The following is a 19,985-nucleotide window of genomic DNA, read 5'->3' as shown; positions in this document are numbered from 1 at the left end:
TAAATGAGTGTTAATAATTTTGCCTCAATTCAGGTAAGCCTGGCTTCACCTGATCGAATCCACGAATGGAGTCATGGTGAAGTAAAGAAACCAGAGACGATCAACTACCGTTCTCAGAAGCCTGAAAGAGATGGATTGTTCTGTGAAAGAATTTTCGGGCCGAGCAAGGACTGGGAATGCTACTGTGGAAAATATAAGAAGGTACGCTACAAGGGTGTTGTATGTGACCGTTGTGGTGTAGAAATTACAAAATCCAGCGTTCGTCGTGAGCGTATGGGACATATTGAGCTTGCGGCTCCGGTTGCGCACATCTGGTATTTGCGCGGTATTCCAAGCCGTATGGCACTGCTGCTGGATGTTACACCAAAGCAGCTGGAAGAGGTTGTGTACTTCGTATCCTGGATCGTAACGGATCCTAAGGATACGAAGCTGGAATACAAGCAGGTACTCTCTGAACGTGAGTACCGCGAAAACATGGCAATTTACGGCCCGGGCAGCTTTACTGCCCAGACCGGTGCCGAAGCAGCGCTGACGCTGTTGACAGAGGTTGACCTGGAGGCTGAATTCAAGCATATTCAGGATGCTCTGGAATCAGCACAGGGTGAAAAGCGTAAAAAGCTGATCAAGCGTCTGGATACTGTTGAAGCCTTCCGTAACTCCGACAATAAGCCGGAATGGATGGTCATGACGGTAATTCCGGTAATCCCGCCTGATCTGCGTCCGATGCTGCAGCTGGATGGCGGTCGTTTTGCGACAAGTGATCTGAATGATCTGTATCGCCGTGTCATCACACGTAACAACCGTCTGAAAAAGCTGCTGGAGCTGGGTACACCGGCTATCATCGTACAGAACGAAAAGCGAATGCTGCAGGAAGCGGTGGATGCACTGATCGATAACGGACGCCGTTCTAAACCGATTACGGGAGCCGGCGGACGTGCATTGAAGTCATTGTCTCATTCCTTAAAGGGTAAACAGGGACGCTTCCGTCAGAACCTGCTTGGTAAGCGTGTTGACTTCTCCGGACGTTCTGTTATCGCGGTCGGACCGGATTTGAAAATGTATCAGTGCGGTCTGCCTCGTGAAATGGCAATTCAGCTGTTCAAGCCGTTTGTCATCAATGAAATCGTAAACAAGGAAATTGCAAGCAATCCGAAGACAGCGGAAAAGCTGATCGACCGTCAGGATCCGCGTATCTGGGATATTGTGGAAAGTGTCATTGACGGCTATCCGGTTCTGATGAACCGTGCACCTACGCTGCACCGTCTGGGAATCCAGGCCTTCAAACCGAAGCTGGTGGAAGGACGTGCTATGCGTCTGCACCCACTGGTATGTACTGCCTTCAACGCCGACTTTGACGGTGACCAGATGGCTGTCCACGTACCATTGAGTGAAGAGGCAAGAGCCGAGGCACTCGTCATGATGCTTGGTAGCAACAACATCCTTGGTCCAAAGGATGGAAAACCAATCGTTACACCTGGTCAGGATATGGTCATGGGTAACTTCTATCTGACGATGGAGGAAACCGCAGAGGAATTTTATCAGGAGGCTGACCGCTACAATGCGGTTGACTGCCCGAAATCCGCTGCAATCTGGAGCCGTTACGGTGATAATGAGGGACATGTGTTTGGAAGCATCAATGAGATTTTGATGGCATATCAGACACAGCAGATTCATCTGCACTCCCGTATTGCCATTCCTGCCCGTGCCTTAAACAAGGCAAGCTTTACCGAAGAGCAAAATAGAAAATACCTGCTGACAACGGTCGGTAAGGTCATCTTCAACAATATGTTCCCAACCGACTTCCCGTTCCTGAACGAAGTCAGTGCGGAAAACTTTGTAGCGACACCGGAGCGTTTCTTCCTGGAAATGGGAAAAGATGTAAAGGAAGCTATCAAGGCAATGCCGGTTACTGCGGCTTTCAAAAAGAAAGACCTCGGAAAAATTATCGGTGAAATCTTTAAACGCTATTCCACTGAGAAAACAAGTGAGATTCTTGACCAGATCAAGGATATGGGATTCCAGTATTCCACCGTTGCCGGTGTTACCGTATCTCTGTCCGATATCGAGGTCGCACCTCACAAGGAAGAGCATGTGGAATATGGTAAACAAAAGGCCGAAGAGCTGAAAACACTGCGTAAGAAGGGTAAGCTTACCATGATGGAATGGGAGCGTCACCTGAATAAGCTGTGGGCAGATGTCAAGGATGATATCGCCGAAGAGCTGCTTGGTAACCTTCCTCGTAAAAATCCAATCAGTATGATGGCGCGTTCCGGTGCCCGAGGTAATACCTCCAACTTTACACAGCTGGCTGGTATGCGTGGTCTGATGGCAAAGCCAAACCAGTCCAAGTCTGCCAAGGGTGAATATGTTCCTACCATCATAGAGGTTCCGATTTACTCCTGCTTCCGTGAGGGTTTGAATGTGTCCGAGTTCTTTATCTCCACTCACGGTGTGCGTAAAGGTCTGACCGATACCGCGCTGAAAACAGCCGAGTCTGGATATCTGACACGTCGTCTGGTTGACGTAGCACAGGATGTTATCGTTAAACAGGAGGACTGTGGTACGGATAAGGGCTATTGGGTGGAAGCAATCGTTGACCGTAAGACAAATACGATCATCGAAAGTCTGTTTGACCGTCTGGTAGGACGTTACAGCAAGCAGGAAATCACGGATCCGAAAACCGGTGAGGTTATTTTGGAAAGTGATGAGTTTATTACCGATGCACTTGCACAGAAGGTTGTGGATGCAGGTGTTGAGGGTATGTATATCCGTAGTGCATTTACATGTAAATCCATCTATGGTGTATGTAAGAAATGCTACGGCCGCAATATGGCGACCGGCAAAGATGTTGAAGTCGGAGAAGCTGTCGGAATCATGGCTGCCCAGTCAATCGGTGAGCCTGGTACCCAGCTGACCATGCGTACCTTCCATACCGGTGGTGTGGCAAGTGCCGATGGTGGAGATATCACCCAGGGTCTTCCTCGTGTCGAGGAGCTGTTTGAGGCTCGTTGTCCGAAGGGTGTTGCCGTATTGGCACAAATCACAGGTGAAATCACCGATATTCATCAGATAGATACTGGATACGAGGTTACCGTATCCAATGATAAAGAAAGCATTGTCCACAAGGTTACCCTGATCCAGGCAATTCGTCCTTGGATGAAGGTGGGAGCTCATGTGGAAGCTGGTGACAAGATTACCGAGGGTCAGGTCGATCCGAAGGAGTTATTGAAGGTTGCCGGTGTACGTCAGGTACAGAACTACATTCTGAAGGAAGTCAAGAAGGTTTACCAGAGTCAGGGTATCGAAATCAGCGACAAGCACGTTGAGGTTATGATTCGTCAGATGCTTCGTAAGGTTGTCGTACTGGAAGGTAACGATACACATCTGAATCCTGGTGTCCAGATTTCCCTGACGGAAATTACGAAGATCAACCGTAAGGCTCTGCTGAGCGGTCAGGTACCGGCTACCTTTAAACCGGTATTGCTGGGTATTTCCAAGGCATCTGTCGAAACAGATTCCTTCCTGTCTGCCGCATCCTTCCAGGAAACCACAAAGGTTCTGACGGATGCCGCAATCAAGGGTAAAAAGGATTACCTGATCGGTCTGAAGGAGAATGTCATCATCGGTAAGCTGATTCCTGCGGGAACCGGTGTAGGTGATGAGCGTCCAATGAATCTGATCATTGGTGAAAAGGCAAGAGAGCTGAAGGAGATCCGTGAGGAGCGCAACCATAAGGAAGACGATGACAACTTTATGGCTTACGTACCTGCCGGTCCTGAACGTCTGACTAGTGAAATGGTTCAGCAGATCATGGACGGTGAGGATATACCGGCAGAACAGCCTGCTGTTGAAGTACAGGAATAATGATTAAGAACATGTAGTAATGGCGTAATGCCATACTGCATGTTTTTTTCTTTTATAATGTAGATAGAATATAGACAAAATAATCAGGAAGATCAGATAAAGCAGCATGATTTTTCAAATAGTCTTGAAAAAGGTTTCTATTCTGTTATATAATCATCAATAGATATGCAGCAGTGGCAGAGTTTGGTTTAATGCACCGGTTTCGAAAACCGGCGTGTCATTGACACCGGAGGTTCAAATCCTTTCTGCTGCGCCAGAATAAGTATTAGGTATATTTACATTTCAAAGAAAGTCAATGAAGTCCTTATGTAAAGACTTTCCATGTATCTATACCTTTTTTATATATTTGGTGTCGAAAATGTGAAGTCAATATTTTAAGAATAGAGGAATCATCATATGAATTTTAAAATAAAATCATCGATTACGCATATCGATTGCCATGTAGATATATCAGAAGTACCTGTTATCAAGGAAGCACAGCTCGTATATGTAAAAGGTAAAGGTGCGCTTACAACCCGTTATCATTCTGAGCGCAATTATAATTCTATTAGCAGGAAATATGATGAGTATCAATATTACAGCCAGATCATGCTGAATAATATTCCCTTATTACAAATCAACTCTTCCGGATGTCCAACATGCAGCAGCCTTCTGGCAACAGGCTATGGGTTAGAACATACTGAATGTGAAGAGCTTACAGCCATACAAAATAGAATGAATACGCCATTTACATCGCTAAAACAATCGATTGACGATATAACTCCTATTCTTGGATTGGTTGATGCAGGACTTTATGTGATTGCCGATGCAGTATGTTATCCAACAGATGGGAACGGTAAATTTTTCTGGGATACGAGCAATGTGTTATCAGAGAATCCTGCTACTGCAGGGGTATATCTTCCGGATGATGATTATCGCTATATTTTTGGACACCCGATTTACCTGTATCCTACGCTAAGCGCTTCATGTCTTCATGAGAAGCGTGTTGAATATTACATAGATAAATTTACAAAGGAGGCCGAGCATCCTCGTGCTATTGTATATAATTTCAGTGAATTTATGAATTTCATCATAGATGGTCATCATAAGGCATGTGCTGCTTTTCTATTGAAAAAGCCGTTACATTGTATTGTAATCCTTCCGTTTACAGGAATGAGCTATAAAGAAGCAGATAAAAAAAGTATTCTGGACAAGCTTTGGTTTTCGTCTGTTACCGTGAACGCAAAGGATGTACCAAAAAAGCATATCACTTTAAAAGAAAAACGCAAGGAAGTGCCATTTTCTATCCAAACAGGGATTGTTAATAACATCACATGGGAAGAAAAATATAAGACTTCTTCAAAAAGTTATCCGACACGGATGGAATATGCTAAGTTTACTGCCTTAAAGCTTACTTATGGAAAGCCTATAGAGACTGTATTGATTATGGAGTGTTTAAACGATATAACAGACGAACATCAACAGAAATTAGAGGCAATTCTGTACTATTTGAAGTTACAAAAGGATCAAAGATTGAAACAAACAGCCCTGTTATGTGCCAAAAAGCTACCATCAGGAATAGTGAAAAAAAGTGCCTATCAGATTTTGGCTGATATTAAAAATGATGAAGATATAGAAAAGCTGTTTATTGAGTATATTGTTGAATGTGAGGATCCGCATGACAGCGTGTTACCTATTGTTGAATCCTATTGGGATGAAGAAGCATAAAATCTTATGAAGCTCTGGTATAAAATACACGTTGCTTCTTGCTTTTTGAAAAGGAAATGAGAGAAGGTCACTTTTGCAAATGACTTCAATATCAATTTTTAACGGATTCCTGCCTTTTGTATCAGACTTCAGAACAGCTATATCTGCTCTTTGCTTCTTAGTGAAAATCAAGCCTGCTTATATTACTTGCCTGTGAAGCAAGCATACGCGAAGGTATGGATAGCTCCTCTACAGAATTCTATAAAGGATTATCCTAATAACAGCAATTCTCATCCCTGTAGCTCAGGGCTGTAAGCACGTATAGCACAACTTTTTGAAATATGATAAAATCGTTATAAGTATACAAAATATGCAAAGGATATAAAGGTACATGCAGGAGGATATGGTATGGATAAAGAAAGCAATGATTATCTGAAAATGTTTACACAGCCCACAAAGGACTGGATCAACCATACCTTTTCTGCACCGACAGCCGTCCAAAAGGAAGCGTGGCCTGCGATAGCCGAAGGCGGCTCTGTATTGATCAGTGCGCCGACTGGTACGGGAAAAACACTATCAGCCTTTCTGGTCTATGTGGATAAGCTGCAGGAATTGGCAAGTCAGGGCATGCTGAAGGAAAAGCTGTATCTGATCTATGTATCTCCTTTGAAATCACTTGCTCAGGATATCCGCGAAAATCTGAATAAGCCCTTATCTGGCATTGCACAGGAGCAAAATGGACAAGGTGCTGCGGATATCAGCGTGGGGATACGTACAGGAGATACGTCACAAAGAGATCGTCAGCGTATGATCAAGCATCCTCCACATATTCTGATTACTACACCGGAATCCTTATATCTCATGCTGACCAGTGCCAGTGGACAGCGTATCCTGCGTACGGCTCAGGCTGTAATCATCGATGAGCTGCATGCATTGATTGATACAAAACGCGGAGCCCATCTGATGCTTTCAATAACGAGGCTGGAAGCATTATGTGGTACGCCGTTACAGCGCATCGGATTATCTGCGACCATTGAACCCCTGCAGACTGCGGCTGATTATCTGTCACTGCAAGCTGTGGAAATTATAGCACCAGCAATGCATAAACAGATTCACATTGAAGTAAACGGTTTAACACCTGCTCTTGGCAGACGTAAGGATCCCGTCTGGGAGGAGCTTGCAGAAAGCGTCTATGCAAAATGCCTGGAATGCAGAAGTGTGATCGCCTTTTCAGAAGGACGGCGGTATGCTGAAAAGCTTGCATATTATGTAAATCAGCTTGGCGGTGAGGAATTTTCCCGTGTTCATCACGGCAGTATGTCAAAGGAGCAGCGCCAGGAGGTGGAGACATCTTTAAGAAATGGAACACTCCGTCTGCTTTGTGCAACATCCTCTATGGAGCTTGGCATTGACGTGGGAAGCATAGATCTGGTCTTGCAAATTGGATGTCCGCGCTCTATTTCAAGCACGATGCAGCGGCTGGGCCGGGCCGGTCATAATCCGGGACGCATCAGTTATATGTATATGTATCCAAGAACATCCCTGGAAACATTATTTTGCGGGATGAGTGCTGCAGTTGCCTGCCAGGGAGGAATCGAACAGGCGGCACCACCGAAAAAATGTCTGGATGTACTGGCACAGCATTTGGTATCCATGGCCGCAACAGCGAATTCTACATATAAAAGTATGAAAAAGGAATACAGAAATATGGAAATCGCTTATACAGTTGATGAGGTCATGGTGCTATTACAGAAAACAAGCAGCTTTCAAACTGTAAGCAGACAGGAGGTTATCGGTATTTTATGTATGCTGGCAGGTGATTATGAGCACAAAAGAGAGCTGCCTGTCCGACCGCGGATTATTTATGATCGTGTACATGAATGTGTACTTGCGGATGCCTATAGCAGAATGCTCGCAGTGGCAGCAGGAGGAACGATACCGGATAAAGGACTGTATACCGCCAAAACGGAAGACGGTGTAAAGGTAGGAGAGCTGGATGAGGAATTTGTTTATGAAACACGCTTAGGTGACCGATTCATGCTGGGGGCAAATGCATGGAAGGTAGTACGGATGGATAGAGACAGTGTTATCGTTACACCAACCTATACACAGGGGGCACGCCTCCCCTTCTGGAAGGGTGAAATCAAAGGACGCAGCCTAAAAACAAGTCTGGCCTTTGGTGCCATTATGAGAAAGCTGTCAGAAGCCTATCATCGCAAAGAGCTTCCTCAGGCATTGCAGCAGCTTGGACTGAATGAGGCAGCTGTTGAGAATACCGCAGGCTTTTTGGAGCGTCAGATCAAGGCAACGACGATATTACCCGATGATCAGACTATTCTGATCGAACATTTTAAGGATCCATCCGGTAGTCCACAGGTTATGCTGCATACCATATTTGGCAGAAGAATCAATACCCCGCTCTCCCTGCTGCTGCAGGATGCTGTGCAAAGACTGAGCGGTACACATATCGGAAGTGTGGATGAAGAGGATGGAATTCTGTTATATTCCTATGGAGAAGGCAGGATTGAAGAAGGACTGCTTTATAATATTGACCCACAGCAGGTACAAAAAATCTTGGAGATCATGCTTCCTCTTACACCTGTGTTCAGTATGAACTTTCGCTATAATGCAGCACGTGCTCTCATGATGGGAATGCGCAGGAATGGCAGACAGCCGTTATGGATGCAAAGACTGCGTAGTACAGAAATGCTGGAAGCTCTGCTTCAGGAGGAACAGCATCCACTGATTGCAGAGACGAAAAGGGAATGTATGGAGGATCAGTGGGATATCCAGGGTCTTATGGAAATCCTGTATGCTATACGAAGTGGTGAAATTCGGGTGCATGAGGTACATCTGGACACACCATCACCAATGTCCTTGCCTCTGCAATGGCGTGTAGAGGCTGCAGAAATGTATGAATACACACCGACAACCCCGGGTATTCGTCAGTCTGTTTATGAGGAATTACAAAACCTGGAACAAATCAAGCCATCCATTGAGGCACTGAAAAAGGCAGGGAAGCAAAGCAAACGACCACAATCTGCCACAGAGCTGCATACGCTGCTTATGATGGAAGGCGATATGACAGCACAGGAAATAAAGGCTGTATGTCTGGATATCGAAGCTGATGAGCATTTGCTTGAAGAGCAAAAAGCAGCTGACTGGCTTAATGAGCTGGTGGCCAGGCAAAAGATAACCTACATAGAACCGGGACTTTGGATTGCCGCTGAGCATCGCAAGGAATATGAGCAGGCACTGCTTCAGAAGGAGCAGGCTGCAGGTATGCACATAATTCGCCGTATGCTGTATTACCGCCATGCACAGACATTGGAACAAATTCAAGAACGGTATTTACCAGGGAATGAAAGCATTGCCTCTTGGCTGCAGGCTCTTTGTGAGGCAAAAGAGGTAGTAGAGGATGCAGGCTGCTATTATCATGGCAGACTTTATGATCGTGCGCGGAAGCAGACGATAAAGAATCTTCGTGAACAGGCGGTAACACAGCCTCCTCATCACTATGCTGCATTGCTTTTGCACCGGGTGCTGCATAATGCACCGCCAAAGGATCAGCTCAGAGATGTCCTTGGTATGCTATGCAATCAGAAATTTCCGGCATCGTTATGGGAAAGTGTCTTACTTCCATCCAGAGTCAACGGCTATTGCGGTGAACTGCTGGATCATGAGCTGGCACAGGGAGAATATTTTTGGAAGCTGCATGATGATGGAATGCTGAGCTTTCACCGCTATGAGGATATCGACTGGGAGCAGCCAATCAATCATCAGCTGCATGTACAGCCTTCAAATGCTGAACAGGAAAATCAGGAACAAAAGGTTTACGACAGACTTTGCAGACAGGGGGCAAGCTTTCTGCATGCTCTTAACAAAATACCGGATGTCAGGGATGTACATGCCAGTCTTTTAAAGCTTGCGGAACAAGGACTGGTCTGCGCTGATAGCTTTATGCCCGTACGACAGTGGATGAAACGAAACAAAATGAAAAATGCATCGGTAAAGCAACAGCTTCATGCCCGCGTCAACGCATTATCAGCTGGCAGATGGGATGTCATTCATCCGTTGAAACCAATCTCCATGGAGGAGCTGCTGCTGTCATGCTTTCGTGAATACTGCATTGTGTGCAGGGAAACCTTTCGCCTGTTTCTGCAGCAGATGGATGAAAAGCAAAGCTTTGGCTGGAGTGAAGCCCTGGAATTGCTGAGGATTTGGGAATTTACCGGACGTGTACGCAGAGGATATTTTGTCAAAGGAATGTCCGGTGCCCAATTTATCATAAGACAGGAGTATGAAGGGATATTGCATACGTTATCACATCCGAAGAAACAGATACACTGGCTGAATGCACAGGATCCCATGCAGCCTTGGGGAAAATTACTGGAGCATTATGAAGCTACAGCGTTTATGAATATTGCAGGAACAGCAGTTGCATTCCATGCAGGTGTACCGATTATGGCGTTTGAACGTCAGGGCAGTGTGTTGAAGCTTTTTCATAAGGAATACATGGAAAAGGCCCTGCAGATATTTGTACAGGAATATCGCGGTCAGCGAATCTATCCGGATAAAAAGCGTCTGCTCGTAAAGGAATTCCCAAAGGAGGCAGTACCTTTTCTGGAGAAAGCCGGTTTTTATAAGGATATGCTGGATTATATGTTATATCGCTAGTGATGGATGTAGGGATGGTACTAATAGGTGTGGGATTTTGTAAGAAGCAGAAGCCTTTATCAGAATTTTTAAATACTGTAATATCATATTGATCCTTGATATTGTATAAGGGGATAAACAAAAACATATGTAAAATTACAGCGGTGAAACAGTCAGAGATGTACTATGAATGTGATTCTGGCAGAAAGAGTAGAGCTAAAAAATATAGTGAGTGACTGTTGAATAGGGGTCAATATGAAGCTGGAGATATCTTCTTGCTGATTCTGCTAATCCTTGTGCTTAAAGCATAGGTTCCACTGTATAACTATGCTTTCCCTTCTGTCATTTTCTGACAGCTTTGTACTATAGTTTATTTTTAAGCTGAAATTTTTCATGTTTGGATAGCGGGATGGATATATCCGCATTTAAAATCATCATGTCTGGGTTATTGAGATATCTAGGGATGATATGAAATCCATATGAAGCGATGGCGAAATGGATAGCAGGATTCCGATATCGCTATGACTGTGAGGAATTTATAAAACTAAAGCTATCAATGAAATCAGAAATAAAAGGTAAAAATGAAGAAGAGAAGCGCAGGTGATATGAGCGTGTATGAGTTGTAGAAATGTATATCTTTGATATTTGGAATAGGCGGGAGGAACAAAATTCTATCGTATGTCTTTTACATAATGGAATAAGGGATCATTTCTGAGCTGTTCAGTTAATTGCTTCCTATAGACATTGTGATTTATAAGCAGGTAAAAATAGAATACAGAAAAAGGAAATGGCTAGAAAACTACCTGTGTTTGATAAGAATATGAGACCAAACAGCCTTAAAAGTTGAAAAAATGTTACATTTATAGCAGTATGAAATAAAAAAGGCAAAAAAATAGAAAAAAAGGTTATAAAATCGTTGACAATAATCTTTAAAAGATGTATTATATACAGGCACCGAACGAAAGAACGGCGCGCACGAAATAGAAATTTCGGTCTTTGAAAACTGAACAGGAAACGTCAATTATTTGAGAAAACAATATTCTCGGAATAACGATAACTAAAATGAAATTCAAACGCAAGTCATGCGTTAGAGCTAAATCAAATGGAGAGTTTGATCCTGGCTCAGGATGAACGCTGGCGGCATGCCTAATACATGCAAGTCGAACGAAGTCTCTAGGAAGCTTGCTTCCAAAGAGACTTAGTGGCGAACGGGTGAGTAACACGTAGGTAACCTGCCCATGTGTCTGGGATAACTGCTGGAAACGGTAGCTAAAACCGGATAGGTATACGGAGCGCATGCTCTGTATATTAAAGCACCCCTCAAGGTGTGAACATGGATGGACCTGCGGCGCATTAGCTAGTTGGTGAGGTAACGGCCCACCAAGGCGATGATGCGTAGCCGGCCTGAGAGGGTAAACGGCCACATTGGGACTGAGACACGGCCCAAACTCCTACGGGAGGCAGCAGTAGGGAATTTTCGTCAATGGGGGGAACCCTGAACGAGCAATGCCGCGTGAGTGAAGAAGGTCTTCGGATCGTAAAGCTCTGTTGTAAGTGAAGAACGGCTCATAGAGGAAATGCTATGGGAGTGACGGTAGCTTACCAGAAAGCCACGGCTAACTACGTGCCAGCAGCCGCGGTAATACGTAGGTGGCAAGCGTTATCCGGAATCATTGGGCGTAAAGGGTGCGTAGGTGGCGTACTAAGTCTGTAGTAAAAGGCAATGGCTCAACCATTGTAAGCTATGGAAACTGGTAGGCTAGAGTGCAGAAGAGGGCGATGGAATTCCATGTGTAGCGGTAAAATGCGTAGATATATGGAGGAACACCAGTGGCGAAGGCGGTCGCCTGGTCTGTAACTGACACTGAGGCACGAAAGCGTGGGGAGCAAATAGGATTAGATACCCTAGTAGTCCACGCCGTAAACGATGAGAACTAAGTGTTGGAGGAATTCAGTGCTGCAGTTAACGCAATAAGTTCTCCGCCTGGGGAGTATGCACGCAAGTGTGAAACTCAAAGGAATTGACGGGGGCCCGCACAAGCGGTGGAGTATGTGGTTTAATTCGAAGCAACGCGAAGAACCTTACCAGGCCTTGACATGGATGCAAAGGCTCTAGAGATAGAGAGATAAATATGGATCACACAGGTGGTGCATGGTTGTCGTCAGCTCGTGTCGTGAGATGTTGGGTTAAGTCCCGCAACGAGCGCAACCCTTGTCGCATGTTACCAGCATCAAGTTGGGGACTCATGCGAGACTGCCGGTGACAAACCGGAGGAAGGTGGGGATGACGTCAAATCATCATGCCCCTTATGGCCTGGGCTACACACGTACTACAATGGCGACCACAAAGAGCAGCGACTTGGTGACAAGAAGCGAATCTCATAAAGGTCGTCTCAGTTCGGATTGAAGTCTGCAACTCGACTTCATGAAGTCGGAATCGCTAGTAATCGCAGATCAGCATGCTGCGGTGAATACGTTCTCGGGCCTTGTACACACCGCCCGTCAAACCATGGGAGTCAGTAATACCCGAAGCCGGTGGCATAACCGTAAGGAGTGAGCCGTCGAAGGTAGGACCGATGACTGGGGTTAAGTCGTAACAAGGTATCCCTACGGGAACGTGGGGATGGATCACCTCCTTTCTAAGGAGAAAGTACAAAAGAAGTAAGATGGTTAAGGAACATTTCCTGTTCAGTTTTGGAAGGCTGAGACTTTCCAAACGAAAAAGAAGTCGATCTTTGAAAACTGAATAACAGAAGACATATGAAGGTCTATAACGAAAGTTGTAAACGAACATAGATATTCACGAGTAGAAAGTTAAACAAAACAGAAAACTCAAGCAAAAACCTAAGCAAGAAAAGAACGCTTAAACTTAATCGTGATTAAGTGAATAAGGGCGTACGGTGGATGCCTAGGCACTTGGAACTGAAGAAGGACGCAACAAACGGCGAAACGCGACGGGGAGTGGTACGTACACAAAGATCCGTCGATATCCGAATGGGGAAACCCGGCAGCAGTAGTGAGCTGTCACCGATGAGTGAATACATAGCTCATGCGGGAGGTACCCGGAGAACTGAAACATCTAAGTATCCGGAGGAAAAGAAAATAAGAATGATTCCGTAAGTAGCGGCGAGCGAACGCGGAGGAGCCCAAACCAGATCTTGATCTGGGGTTGTAGGACCACGATATGGCAAGAGCATGGCTAAGAGAACGGCATTGAAAGGCCGACCGGAGAGGGTGCAAGTCCCGTATCTGAAAGTCTAGCGAAGCCTAGTGGTATCCTGAGTACGGCGAGACACGAGAAATCTTGTCGGAAGCAGGCGGGACCATCCGTCAAGGCTAAATATACCCAAGTGACCGATAGTGGACCAGTACCGTGAGGGAAAGGTGAAAAGAACCGCGGGAGCGGAGTGAAATAGAACCTGAAACCGTATGCTTACAAGAAGTCAGAGCCCGTTAAAGGGTGATGGCGTGCCTTTTGTAGAATGAACCGGCGAGTTACGTTATCGTGCGAGGTTAAGTAGAAGATACGGAGCCGAAGCGAAAGCGAGTCTTAATAGGGCGGCAGTACGATGATGTAGACCCGAAACCGTGTGATCTAGCCATGACCAGGTTGAAGTTCAGGTGAAACTGAATGGAGGACCGAACCGACCCCCGTTGAAAAGTTGGCGGATGAGTTGTGGCTAGGGGAGAAATTCCAATCGAACACGGATATAGCTGGTTCTCCCCGAAATAGCTTTAGGGCTAGCGTCGAGGAAGAGTCGTATGGAGGTAGAGCACTGAATGTACGATGGCCCCATCCCGGGGTACTGAGTATAATCAAACTCCGAATGCCATACAGATATACTCGGCAGTCAGACTGTGGGTGATAAGGTCCATGGTCAAAAGGGAAACAGCCCAGACCGCCAGTTAAGGTCCCAAAATGTATGCTAAGTGGAAAAGGATGTGGGGATGCACAGACAACTAGGAGGTTGGCTCAGAAGCAGCCATCCTTGAAAGAGTGCGTAACAGCTCACTAGTCGAGTGACCCTGCGCCGAAAATGTACCGGGGCTAAGCATACTACCGAAGCTGCGGATTCAACTTCAGAGTTGAGTGGTAGGGGAGCGTTGCATGCACGTAGAAGCCATACCGTAAGGAGTGGTGGAGAGCATGGAAGAGAGAATGCCGGTGTGAGTAGCGAGATGTAGGTGAGAATCCTACACACCGATAGCCCAAGGATTCCAGGGGAAGGTTCGTCCGCCCTGGGTAAGTCGGGACCTAACGCGAGGCCGAAAGGCGTAGTGGATGGAAAACAGGCAGATATTCCTGTACCCGCGATGGAAATGAAGGAATGACGGAGAAGGCTAGTGTGAGCCACTAAATGGATTGTGGTCGAAGCATATAGCAGGCTGACAGTGAAATGCGTCAGCGGGATGTAAGATGTGACAGGTAAGGGAACGCCTTCGGGCAAGTACTGAAGCACATGATGCCAGCTTCCAAGAAAAGTTTCTAGTGATAATTCCATAGCGGCCCGTACCAAAACCGACACAGGTGGGCAAGGAGAGAATCCTGAGGTGAGCGAGAGAACTGTTGCCAAGGAACTCGGCAAAATGACTCCGTAAGTTAGCGATAAGGAGTGCTCTTGTAAAAGAGAGCCGCAGTGAAGAGGCCCAAGCGACTGTTTAACTAAAACACAGCTCTCTGCAAAGTCGCAAGACGAAGTATAGGGGGTGACGCCTGCCCGGTGCTGGAAGGTTAAGAGGATTTGTCATCCGAAAGGAGAAGCAATGAATTGAAGCCCCAGTGAACGGCGGCCGTAACTATAACGGTCCTAAGGTAGCGAAATTCCTTGTCAGGTAAGTTCTGACCCGCACGAAAGGCGTAACGATTTGGGCGCTGTCTCGGCAGCAGACTCGGTGAAATCTTAGTACCTGTGAAAATGCAGGTTACCCGCAACTAGACGGAAAGACCCCATGGAGCTTTACTGTAGCCTGATATTGAATTTTGATCAAAGATGTACAGGATAGGTGGGAGGCGAAGAGACGTGTACGCCAGTATACGAGGAGCCGATGTTGGGATACCACTCTTGTTTGATTGAAGTTCTAACCTGCACCCATAAGCTGGGTGAGGGACCGTGTCAGGTGGGCAGTTTGACTGGGGCGGTCGCCTCCTAAAGAGTAACGGAGGCGCCCAAAGGTACGCTCAGATTGGATGGAAATCAATCGACGAGTGCAAATGCAGAAGCGTGCTTGACTGTGAGACAGACAAGTCGAACAGGGACGAAAGTCGGGATTAGTGATCCGGCGGTGCCGAATGGAAGGGCCGTCGCTCAACGGATAAAAGCTACCCTGGGGATAACAGGCTGATCTCGCCCAAGAGTTCACATCGACGGCGAGGTTTGGCACCTCGATGTCGGCTCATCGCATCCTGGAGCTGAATTCGGTTCCAAGGGTTGGGCTGTCCGCCCATTAAAGCGGTACGCGAGCTGGGTTCAGAACGTCGTGAGACAGTTCGGTCCCTATCTGTTGTGGGCGTTGGAGATCTGAGGAGAGCTGTCCTTAGTACGAGAGGACCGGGATGGACCTACCGCTGGTGCACCAGTTGTTCCGCCAGGAGCATAGCTGGGTAGCTAAGTAGGGAAGGGATAAGCGCTGAAAGCATCTAAGCGCGAAGCCTACTCCAAGATGAGATCTCCCATTCGTCAAACGAAGTAAGACCCCTTGAAGACGACGAGGTAGATAGGTCAGAGATGGAAGTGTAGCGATACATGGAGTTGACTGATACTAATAGGTCGAGGACTTAATCACAAAGAAACAAGTCAACTGTTATTCAGTTTTGAGGGAACGACCTCAAAGAGATCTGGTGGCGATAGCGATGTGGACACACCTGTACTCATCCCGAACACAGAAGTTAAGCATATCAGCGGCGACAATATCTGGACGAGCTCCAGTGAAGATAGCACGCTGCCAGGTAAAGTGACTCATCTTTGGATGGGTCTTTTTTAGTTTCTGGAGCACATGAAATTGATGATAGCGTATGATGTTGATTGTAGGATATGACACCGTTTATAAAGTGTGAGGCCTGTTTTGAGATACTATGGACTCAGCAGCATTATTCCTGCGATTATGTTAGGATAATAGTAGGTCACATTAGCATTGTTACCCATCTGTTTTTAAAGCAGGCTTCATTCTTTTTATGCTCCTTAGATATCGGTATAAACATGAAGAATGCTGTATACAAATGGAATGGAAAAAATCATATAAAAATAATTGCTTAAAGAGATATTATCCGCTATGATGTATAGGCATTGAATAAGGAGTTCTTTATGAAAAAACTATCTGTATTACAAATTGTATCTGTTTCCATGATGCTGTTTGCTATATTTTTTGGTGCTGGAAATATGATCTTTCCACCAGCCATGGGACAGCTTGCCGGAACCAGCTATATCAGCTCACTTGCAGGTTTTATTCTGACGGATGCTGGAATTGCCATACTGGGCGTCACTTCTGTCGTTCTTGCAGGGTCCTCAATGAGTGATCTTGGAAAGCTGGTGGGCCCCAGATTCGCCCTTTTTCTTTCGATTGGTGTATATCTGCTCATTGGCCCGCTATTTGCTTTGCCAAGAACTGGCAGTGTTTCCTTTGAAATAGCACTGCTTCCCTATATAAGCGAAAGCAGCTCTACGCTGTGGTCACTGCTGTTTACAGCAATATTTTTTGGAGTGACCTATTATCTCAGCAGCAATCCGAGCAAAATTGTCGATGTTGTCGGGAAATATCTGACACCTGTTCTTCTGCTGAGTATCCTTGCTATCTTTATCGCCTCCCTGTGTGCTTCACCATCCACTGGTTCATTCAGCTTTGGCACCATGCTGGAGCCCTCTGCGGCATATGCGGACATTCCGTTCTTTAAGGGGATGATTGAAGGGTATAATGCATTGGACGGGCCTGCCGGACTTGCCTTTGCAATCCTTGTGATTACAGCAATTCGCGGCTATGGCATAACGGATAAAAAATCCATCGCCCGCTATACCATTCTTTGCGGCCTGGGAGCTGCCGGCTTTCTTGCCATTGTATACTTCATGCTTACCTATGTCGGTGCTATAACAAATACTGCCTTTTCAAACGGCGGTGCATTACTGCATGCAGTTACCAATCATCTATTTGGCGGTATCGGCGGCATTATCCTCGGGATTGCGGTCTTATTTGCCTGTCTGACAACCTCGATCGGGCTTACTACTTCATTTGCGGATTACTTTCAGACAATTTTACCAAAGAGCTGGACATATAAACGGATTGCAGCGAGTGTCTGTCTGTTTAGCTTCGTCATATCCAACATCGGCTTGAGCCAGTTGATTACAGTTTCTTTACCTATTCTGATTATGATTTATCCTGTTACTGTTGTACTGATGCTGCTGTCTTTTATGAAAAAGCGTATAGGCTCACGCCGTATGGTATATATCCTTGCCATGCTGTTTACCTTTGCAGTGTCCTTCGTAAATGGGATGGAGAGTGCGGGCATGCAGCTAGGTATCCTTAGCAAATGGTGTGGTATGCTGCCGTTTTATGATCGAAGCATCGGCTGGATTCTACCTGCTATCCTTGGTGCGTTGCTTGGCCTGCTTCCCATATGGCCTGTTAATCGCAAAGCAGAAGAACTGGTGCTGTAATAGCAAACCATAGCTGCCCTGTGCATTGCAATACAGGAAGCAAATGAAAAAGAGATTTCCAAAATGACTGTAGGTTAACTATCATTTAAGAAATCTCTTTTATGTTTAGATATTGAACAGGACTTATCCCTATGTGAAATTGAATAGAAATGCTCCTGCTTTTATTTTTGTCCTTCGTATGCAATATCCAGATGCAGTATCGTATTCAGTGCACTGGCAACACCGTTTTCATATACTGAGGTGGTAACCATATCGGCGAAGGATTTAACATAATCGGAAGCACTTCCCATGGCGACTCCCATACCTGCCATTTCCAGCATTTTTATATCATTGGTGCTGTCACCGAAGCAGATGCACTCCTCCCAGGATATGCCTTCCTTTCGGAGAACCTGATTGATACCGACAAACTTATCATTATTTGCATTGAAAACATCAAAGCAGAAATGATCCTGTGCAACCTCGATCAGATCGCTGCGCAGCAAAGGATGCTTTGCCAGAAAGTCCTCTAAAGAACGCTGATCCTTTGTCATCAGGACTGCATTGTAGGCATTATGGCGCTTATGGTAGGAGCGCTGCTCGTCATAGAACAGATAATTTAATACATGGTGATCACGGCAGAAATAATAGAACGGATAAAATTTATCATAAATATAAGAGGTATCACCAAAATGAAACATCAGTCCGTTTTCCTGCTCTTCGCACCAGTCGACAATATCCTGTGTGGTCTGTCTGCTGAGCGGGTTTTCAAACAGCAGGCTCTGATCACGATCCAGGACATAGCCACCATTGATCATCACCATATAATCAAACTGGACACGCTCCAGAATCAGATTCATTTGATTCAGCGGCCGTCCGGTAGCCGCACATACGATATACCCCTCCTCCTTCAGTCTTTTGATTGCCTGAAGACTGGATTCCTGTATAATGTCGTTTTCCGTTTGGTACAAGGTACCATCCATATCAAAAAACACAATTTTATAAGTCATATTTGAACCTCTACTTTCCCAATATTCGTATCCGAACCCTATTATACTAGAATCATGTACGTTTTACAAAGAAAAATAAAAAAAGGTGTTGACAAGCAAATCCAGTTGCTTTATGATTATTAGGCAAGTGGATTTTTGAGGTTCCCGTTCTGCGGGAACTACATTTACACTTCAAAATGACACACCCGGAAATGTGTGTTAGTGAAAGGAGGATATTATGCCAACAATTAACCAATTAATTCGTAAAGGTCGTGAACAGAGCGTGAAGCTTTCCAAGTCACCAGCTCTGAATAGAGGATATAACTCAATCAAGAAACGTCCTACAAACTTAAGTGCACCTCAGAAACGTGGAGTTTGTACTCGTGTCGGAACAATGACACCGAAGAAACCAAACTCAGCGCTGCGTAAATATGCCCGTGTTCGTCTGAGCAACGGTATGGAGGTTACTGCCTACATTCCAGGTATCGGACACAACCTGCAGGAGCATAGTGTTGTAATGATCCGTGGAGGACGTGTTAAGGATCTTCCAGGTGTTCGTTACCACATCATCCGTGGTACACTGGACTGTGCCGGAGTTGCGAACCGTAACCAGAGCCGTTCCCTGTACGGAGCTAAAAAACCAAAAGAAGCTAAGAAATAATCAATTGTGAAAGGAGGAAATTCGAATGCCTAGAAAAGGACATGTAGCAAAACGTGATGTATTAGTAGATCCAATTTACAACTCCAAGCTGGTTACTCGTTTAATCAACAAGATCATGATTGATGGTAAAAGAGGGGTTGCACAGAAGATTCTGTACAATGCGTTCGATATTATTGAAGTAAAAACTAACGAAAAACCAATGGAAGTTTTCGAGAAAGCTCTGGAAAACGTAATGCCATTACTGGAACTGAAGGTTCGCCGTGTTGGTGGTGCCAACTACCAGGTCCCAGTGGAAGTATCCGCTGAAAGACGTCTGACTCTTGGTCTGCGTTGGATCGTAAACTACGCTCGTTTAAGAAACGAGAAAACAATGGAGCAAAGACTTGCTGCTGAAATCATGGATGCAGCAAACGGAAGTGGTGCATCTGTTAAGAAGCGTGAGGACACTCACAAGATGGCAGAGGCAAACAAAGCATTTGCTCATTACCGCTGGTAAGAAAGGAGATC

General features: G+C 45.5%; 7 protein-coding genes, 1 tRNA gene and 3 rRNA genes. 10 read left to right on the top strand and 1 reads right to left on the bottom strand.

Translation table 11 applies throughout. From position 1 onward, the window contains the following. The first annotated feature begins 3 nt into the window (after positions 1-3). The 8 genes from rpoC (at position 4) to brnQ (ending at position 17,852) form a co-directional block, all read left to right on the top strand. A complete protein-coding gene (gene rpoC / locus GKZ87_17615; GenBank protein QSI27171.1) occupies positions 4-3,864 on the top strand; it encodes a DNA-directed RNA polymerase subunit beta' in 3,861 nt (1,286 codons plus the stop codon). Positions 3,865-4,031: 167 nt separating this feature from the next. Beyond that, positions 4,032-4,120 (top strand) — tRNA-Ser (locus GKZ87_17610). A 140-nt stretch (positions 4,121-4,260) separates the two neighbouring features. Further along, on the top strand, positions 4,261-5,571 hold the full coding sequence (locus GKZ87_17605) for a hypothetical protein (GenBank protein ID QSI27170.1): 1,311 nt from the start codon (positions 4,261-4,263) through the stop codon (positions 5,569-5,571). Between the two features lie 387 nt (positions 5,572-5,958). Further along, complete coding sequence (locus tag GKZ87_17600; protein ID QSI27169.1) at positions 5,959-10,227, top strand: DEAD/DEAH box helicase; 4,269 nt, start codon at positions 5,959-5,961, stop codon at positions 10,225-10,227. Between the two features lie 1,078 nt (positions 10,228-11,305). Next, positions 11,306-12,847 (top strand): 16S ribosomal RNA (locus GKZ87_17595). Between the two features lie 235 nt (positions 12,848-13,082). Further along, a 23S ribosomal RNA gene (locus GKZ87_17590) occupies positions 13,083-15,991 on the top strand. A gap of 50 nt (positions 15,992-16,041) precedes the next feature. Next, positions 16,042-16,155 (top strand): 5S ribosomal RNA (gene rrf, locus GKZ87_17585). The 16S, 23S and 5S rRNA genes sit together here, the layout of an rRNA operon. 353 nt (positions 16,156-16,508) lie before the next feature. Next, positions 16,509-17,852, top strand: coding sequence for a branched-chain amino acid transport system II carrier protein (gene brnQ / locus GKZ87_17580; protein ID QSI27168.1), 1,344 nt, complete (start codon positions 16,509-16,511; stop codon positions 17,850-17,852). A 161-nt stretch (positions 17,853-18,013) separates the two neighbouring features. Here brnQ and GKZ87_17575 read toward each other — a convergent pair whose 3' ends face one another. Beyond that, positions 18,014-18,838, bottom strand: a complete 825-nt coding sequence (locus tag GKZ87_17575) for a Cof-type HAD-IIB family hydrolase (protein QSI27167.1) — start codon at positions 18,836-18,838, stop codon at positions 18,014-18,016. Positions 18,839-19,055: 217 nt separating this feature from the next. On the opposite strand from GKZ87_17575, the gene rpsL reads away from it, so the two are divergent. After that, positions 19,056-19,478 (top strand): 30S ribosomal protein S12, encoded by a 423-nt coding sequence (gene rpsL / locus GKZ87_17570; protein QSI27166.1) that lies wholly within the window; start codon positions 19,056-19,058, stop codon positions 19,476-19,478. A 25-nt stretch (positions 19,479-19,503) separates the two neighbouring features. Further along, positions 19,504-19,974, top strand: coding sequence for a 30S ribosomal protein S7 (rpsG, locus tag GKZ87_17565; GenBank protein QSI27165.1), 471 nt, complete (start codon positions 19,504-19,506; stop codon positions 19,972-19,974). Positions 19,975-19,985 lie beyond the last annotated feature (11 nt).

The sequence above is a fragment of the Erysipelotrichaceae bacterium 66202529 genome (assembly GCA_017161075.1).
Lineage (GTDB): Bacteria > Bacillota_I > Bacilli_A > Erysipelotrichales > Erysipelotrichaceae > Clostridium_AQ.
The sequence above is the reverse complement of the archived record's forward strand: the minus strand, read 5'-3'. Positions and strand labels throughout refer to the sequence as shown.

What these genes read in the sequence shown, in the direction of transcription:
- brnQ (QSI27168.1), top strand. Translation starts at nt 16,509, where the DNA reads ATGAAAAAACTATCTGTATTACAAATTGTATCTGTTTCCATGATGCTG.
- GKZ87_17575 (QSI27167.1), bottom strand. Translation starts at nt 18,838, where the DNA reads ATGACTTATAAAATTGTGTTTTTTGATATGGATGGTACCTTGTACCAA.
- rpoC (QSI27171.1), top strand. Translation starts at nt 4, where the DNA reads ATGAGTGTTAATAATTTTGCCTCAATTCAGGTAAGCCTGGCTTCACCT.
- rpsG (QSI27165.1), top strand. Translation starts at nt 19,504, where the DNA reads ATGCCTAGAAAAGGACATGTAGCAAAACGTGATGTATTAGTAGATCCA.
- rpsL (QSI27166.1), top strand. Translation starts at nt 19,056, where the DNA reads ATGCCAACAATTAACCAATTAATTCGTAAAGGTCGTGAACAGAGCGTG.
- GKZ87_17605 (QSI27170.1), top strand. Translation starts at nt 4,261, where the DNA reads ATGAATTTTAAAATAAAATCATCGATTACGCATATCGATTGCCATGTA.
- GKZ87_17600 (QSI27169.1), top strand. Translation starts at nt 5,959, where the DNA reads ATGGATAAAGAAAGCAATGATTATCTGAAAATGTTTACACAGCCCACA.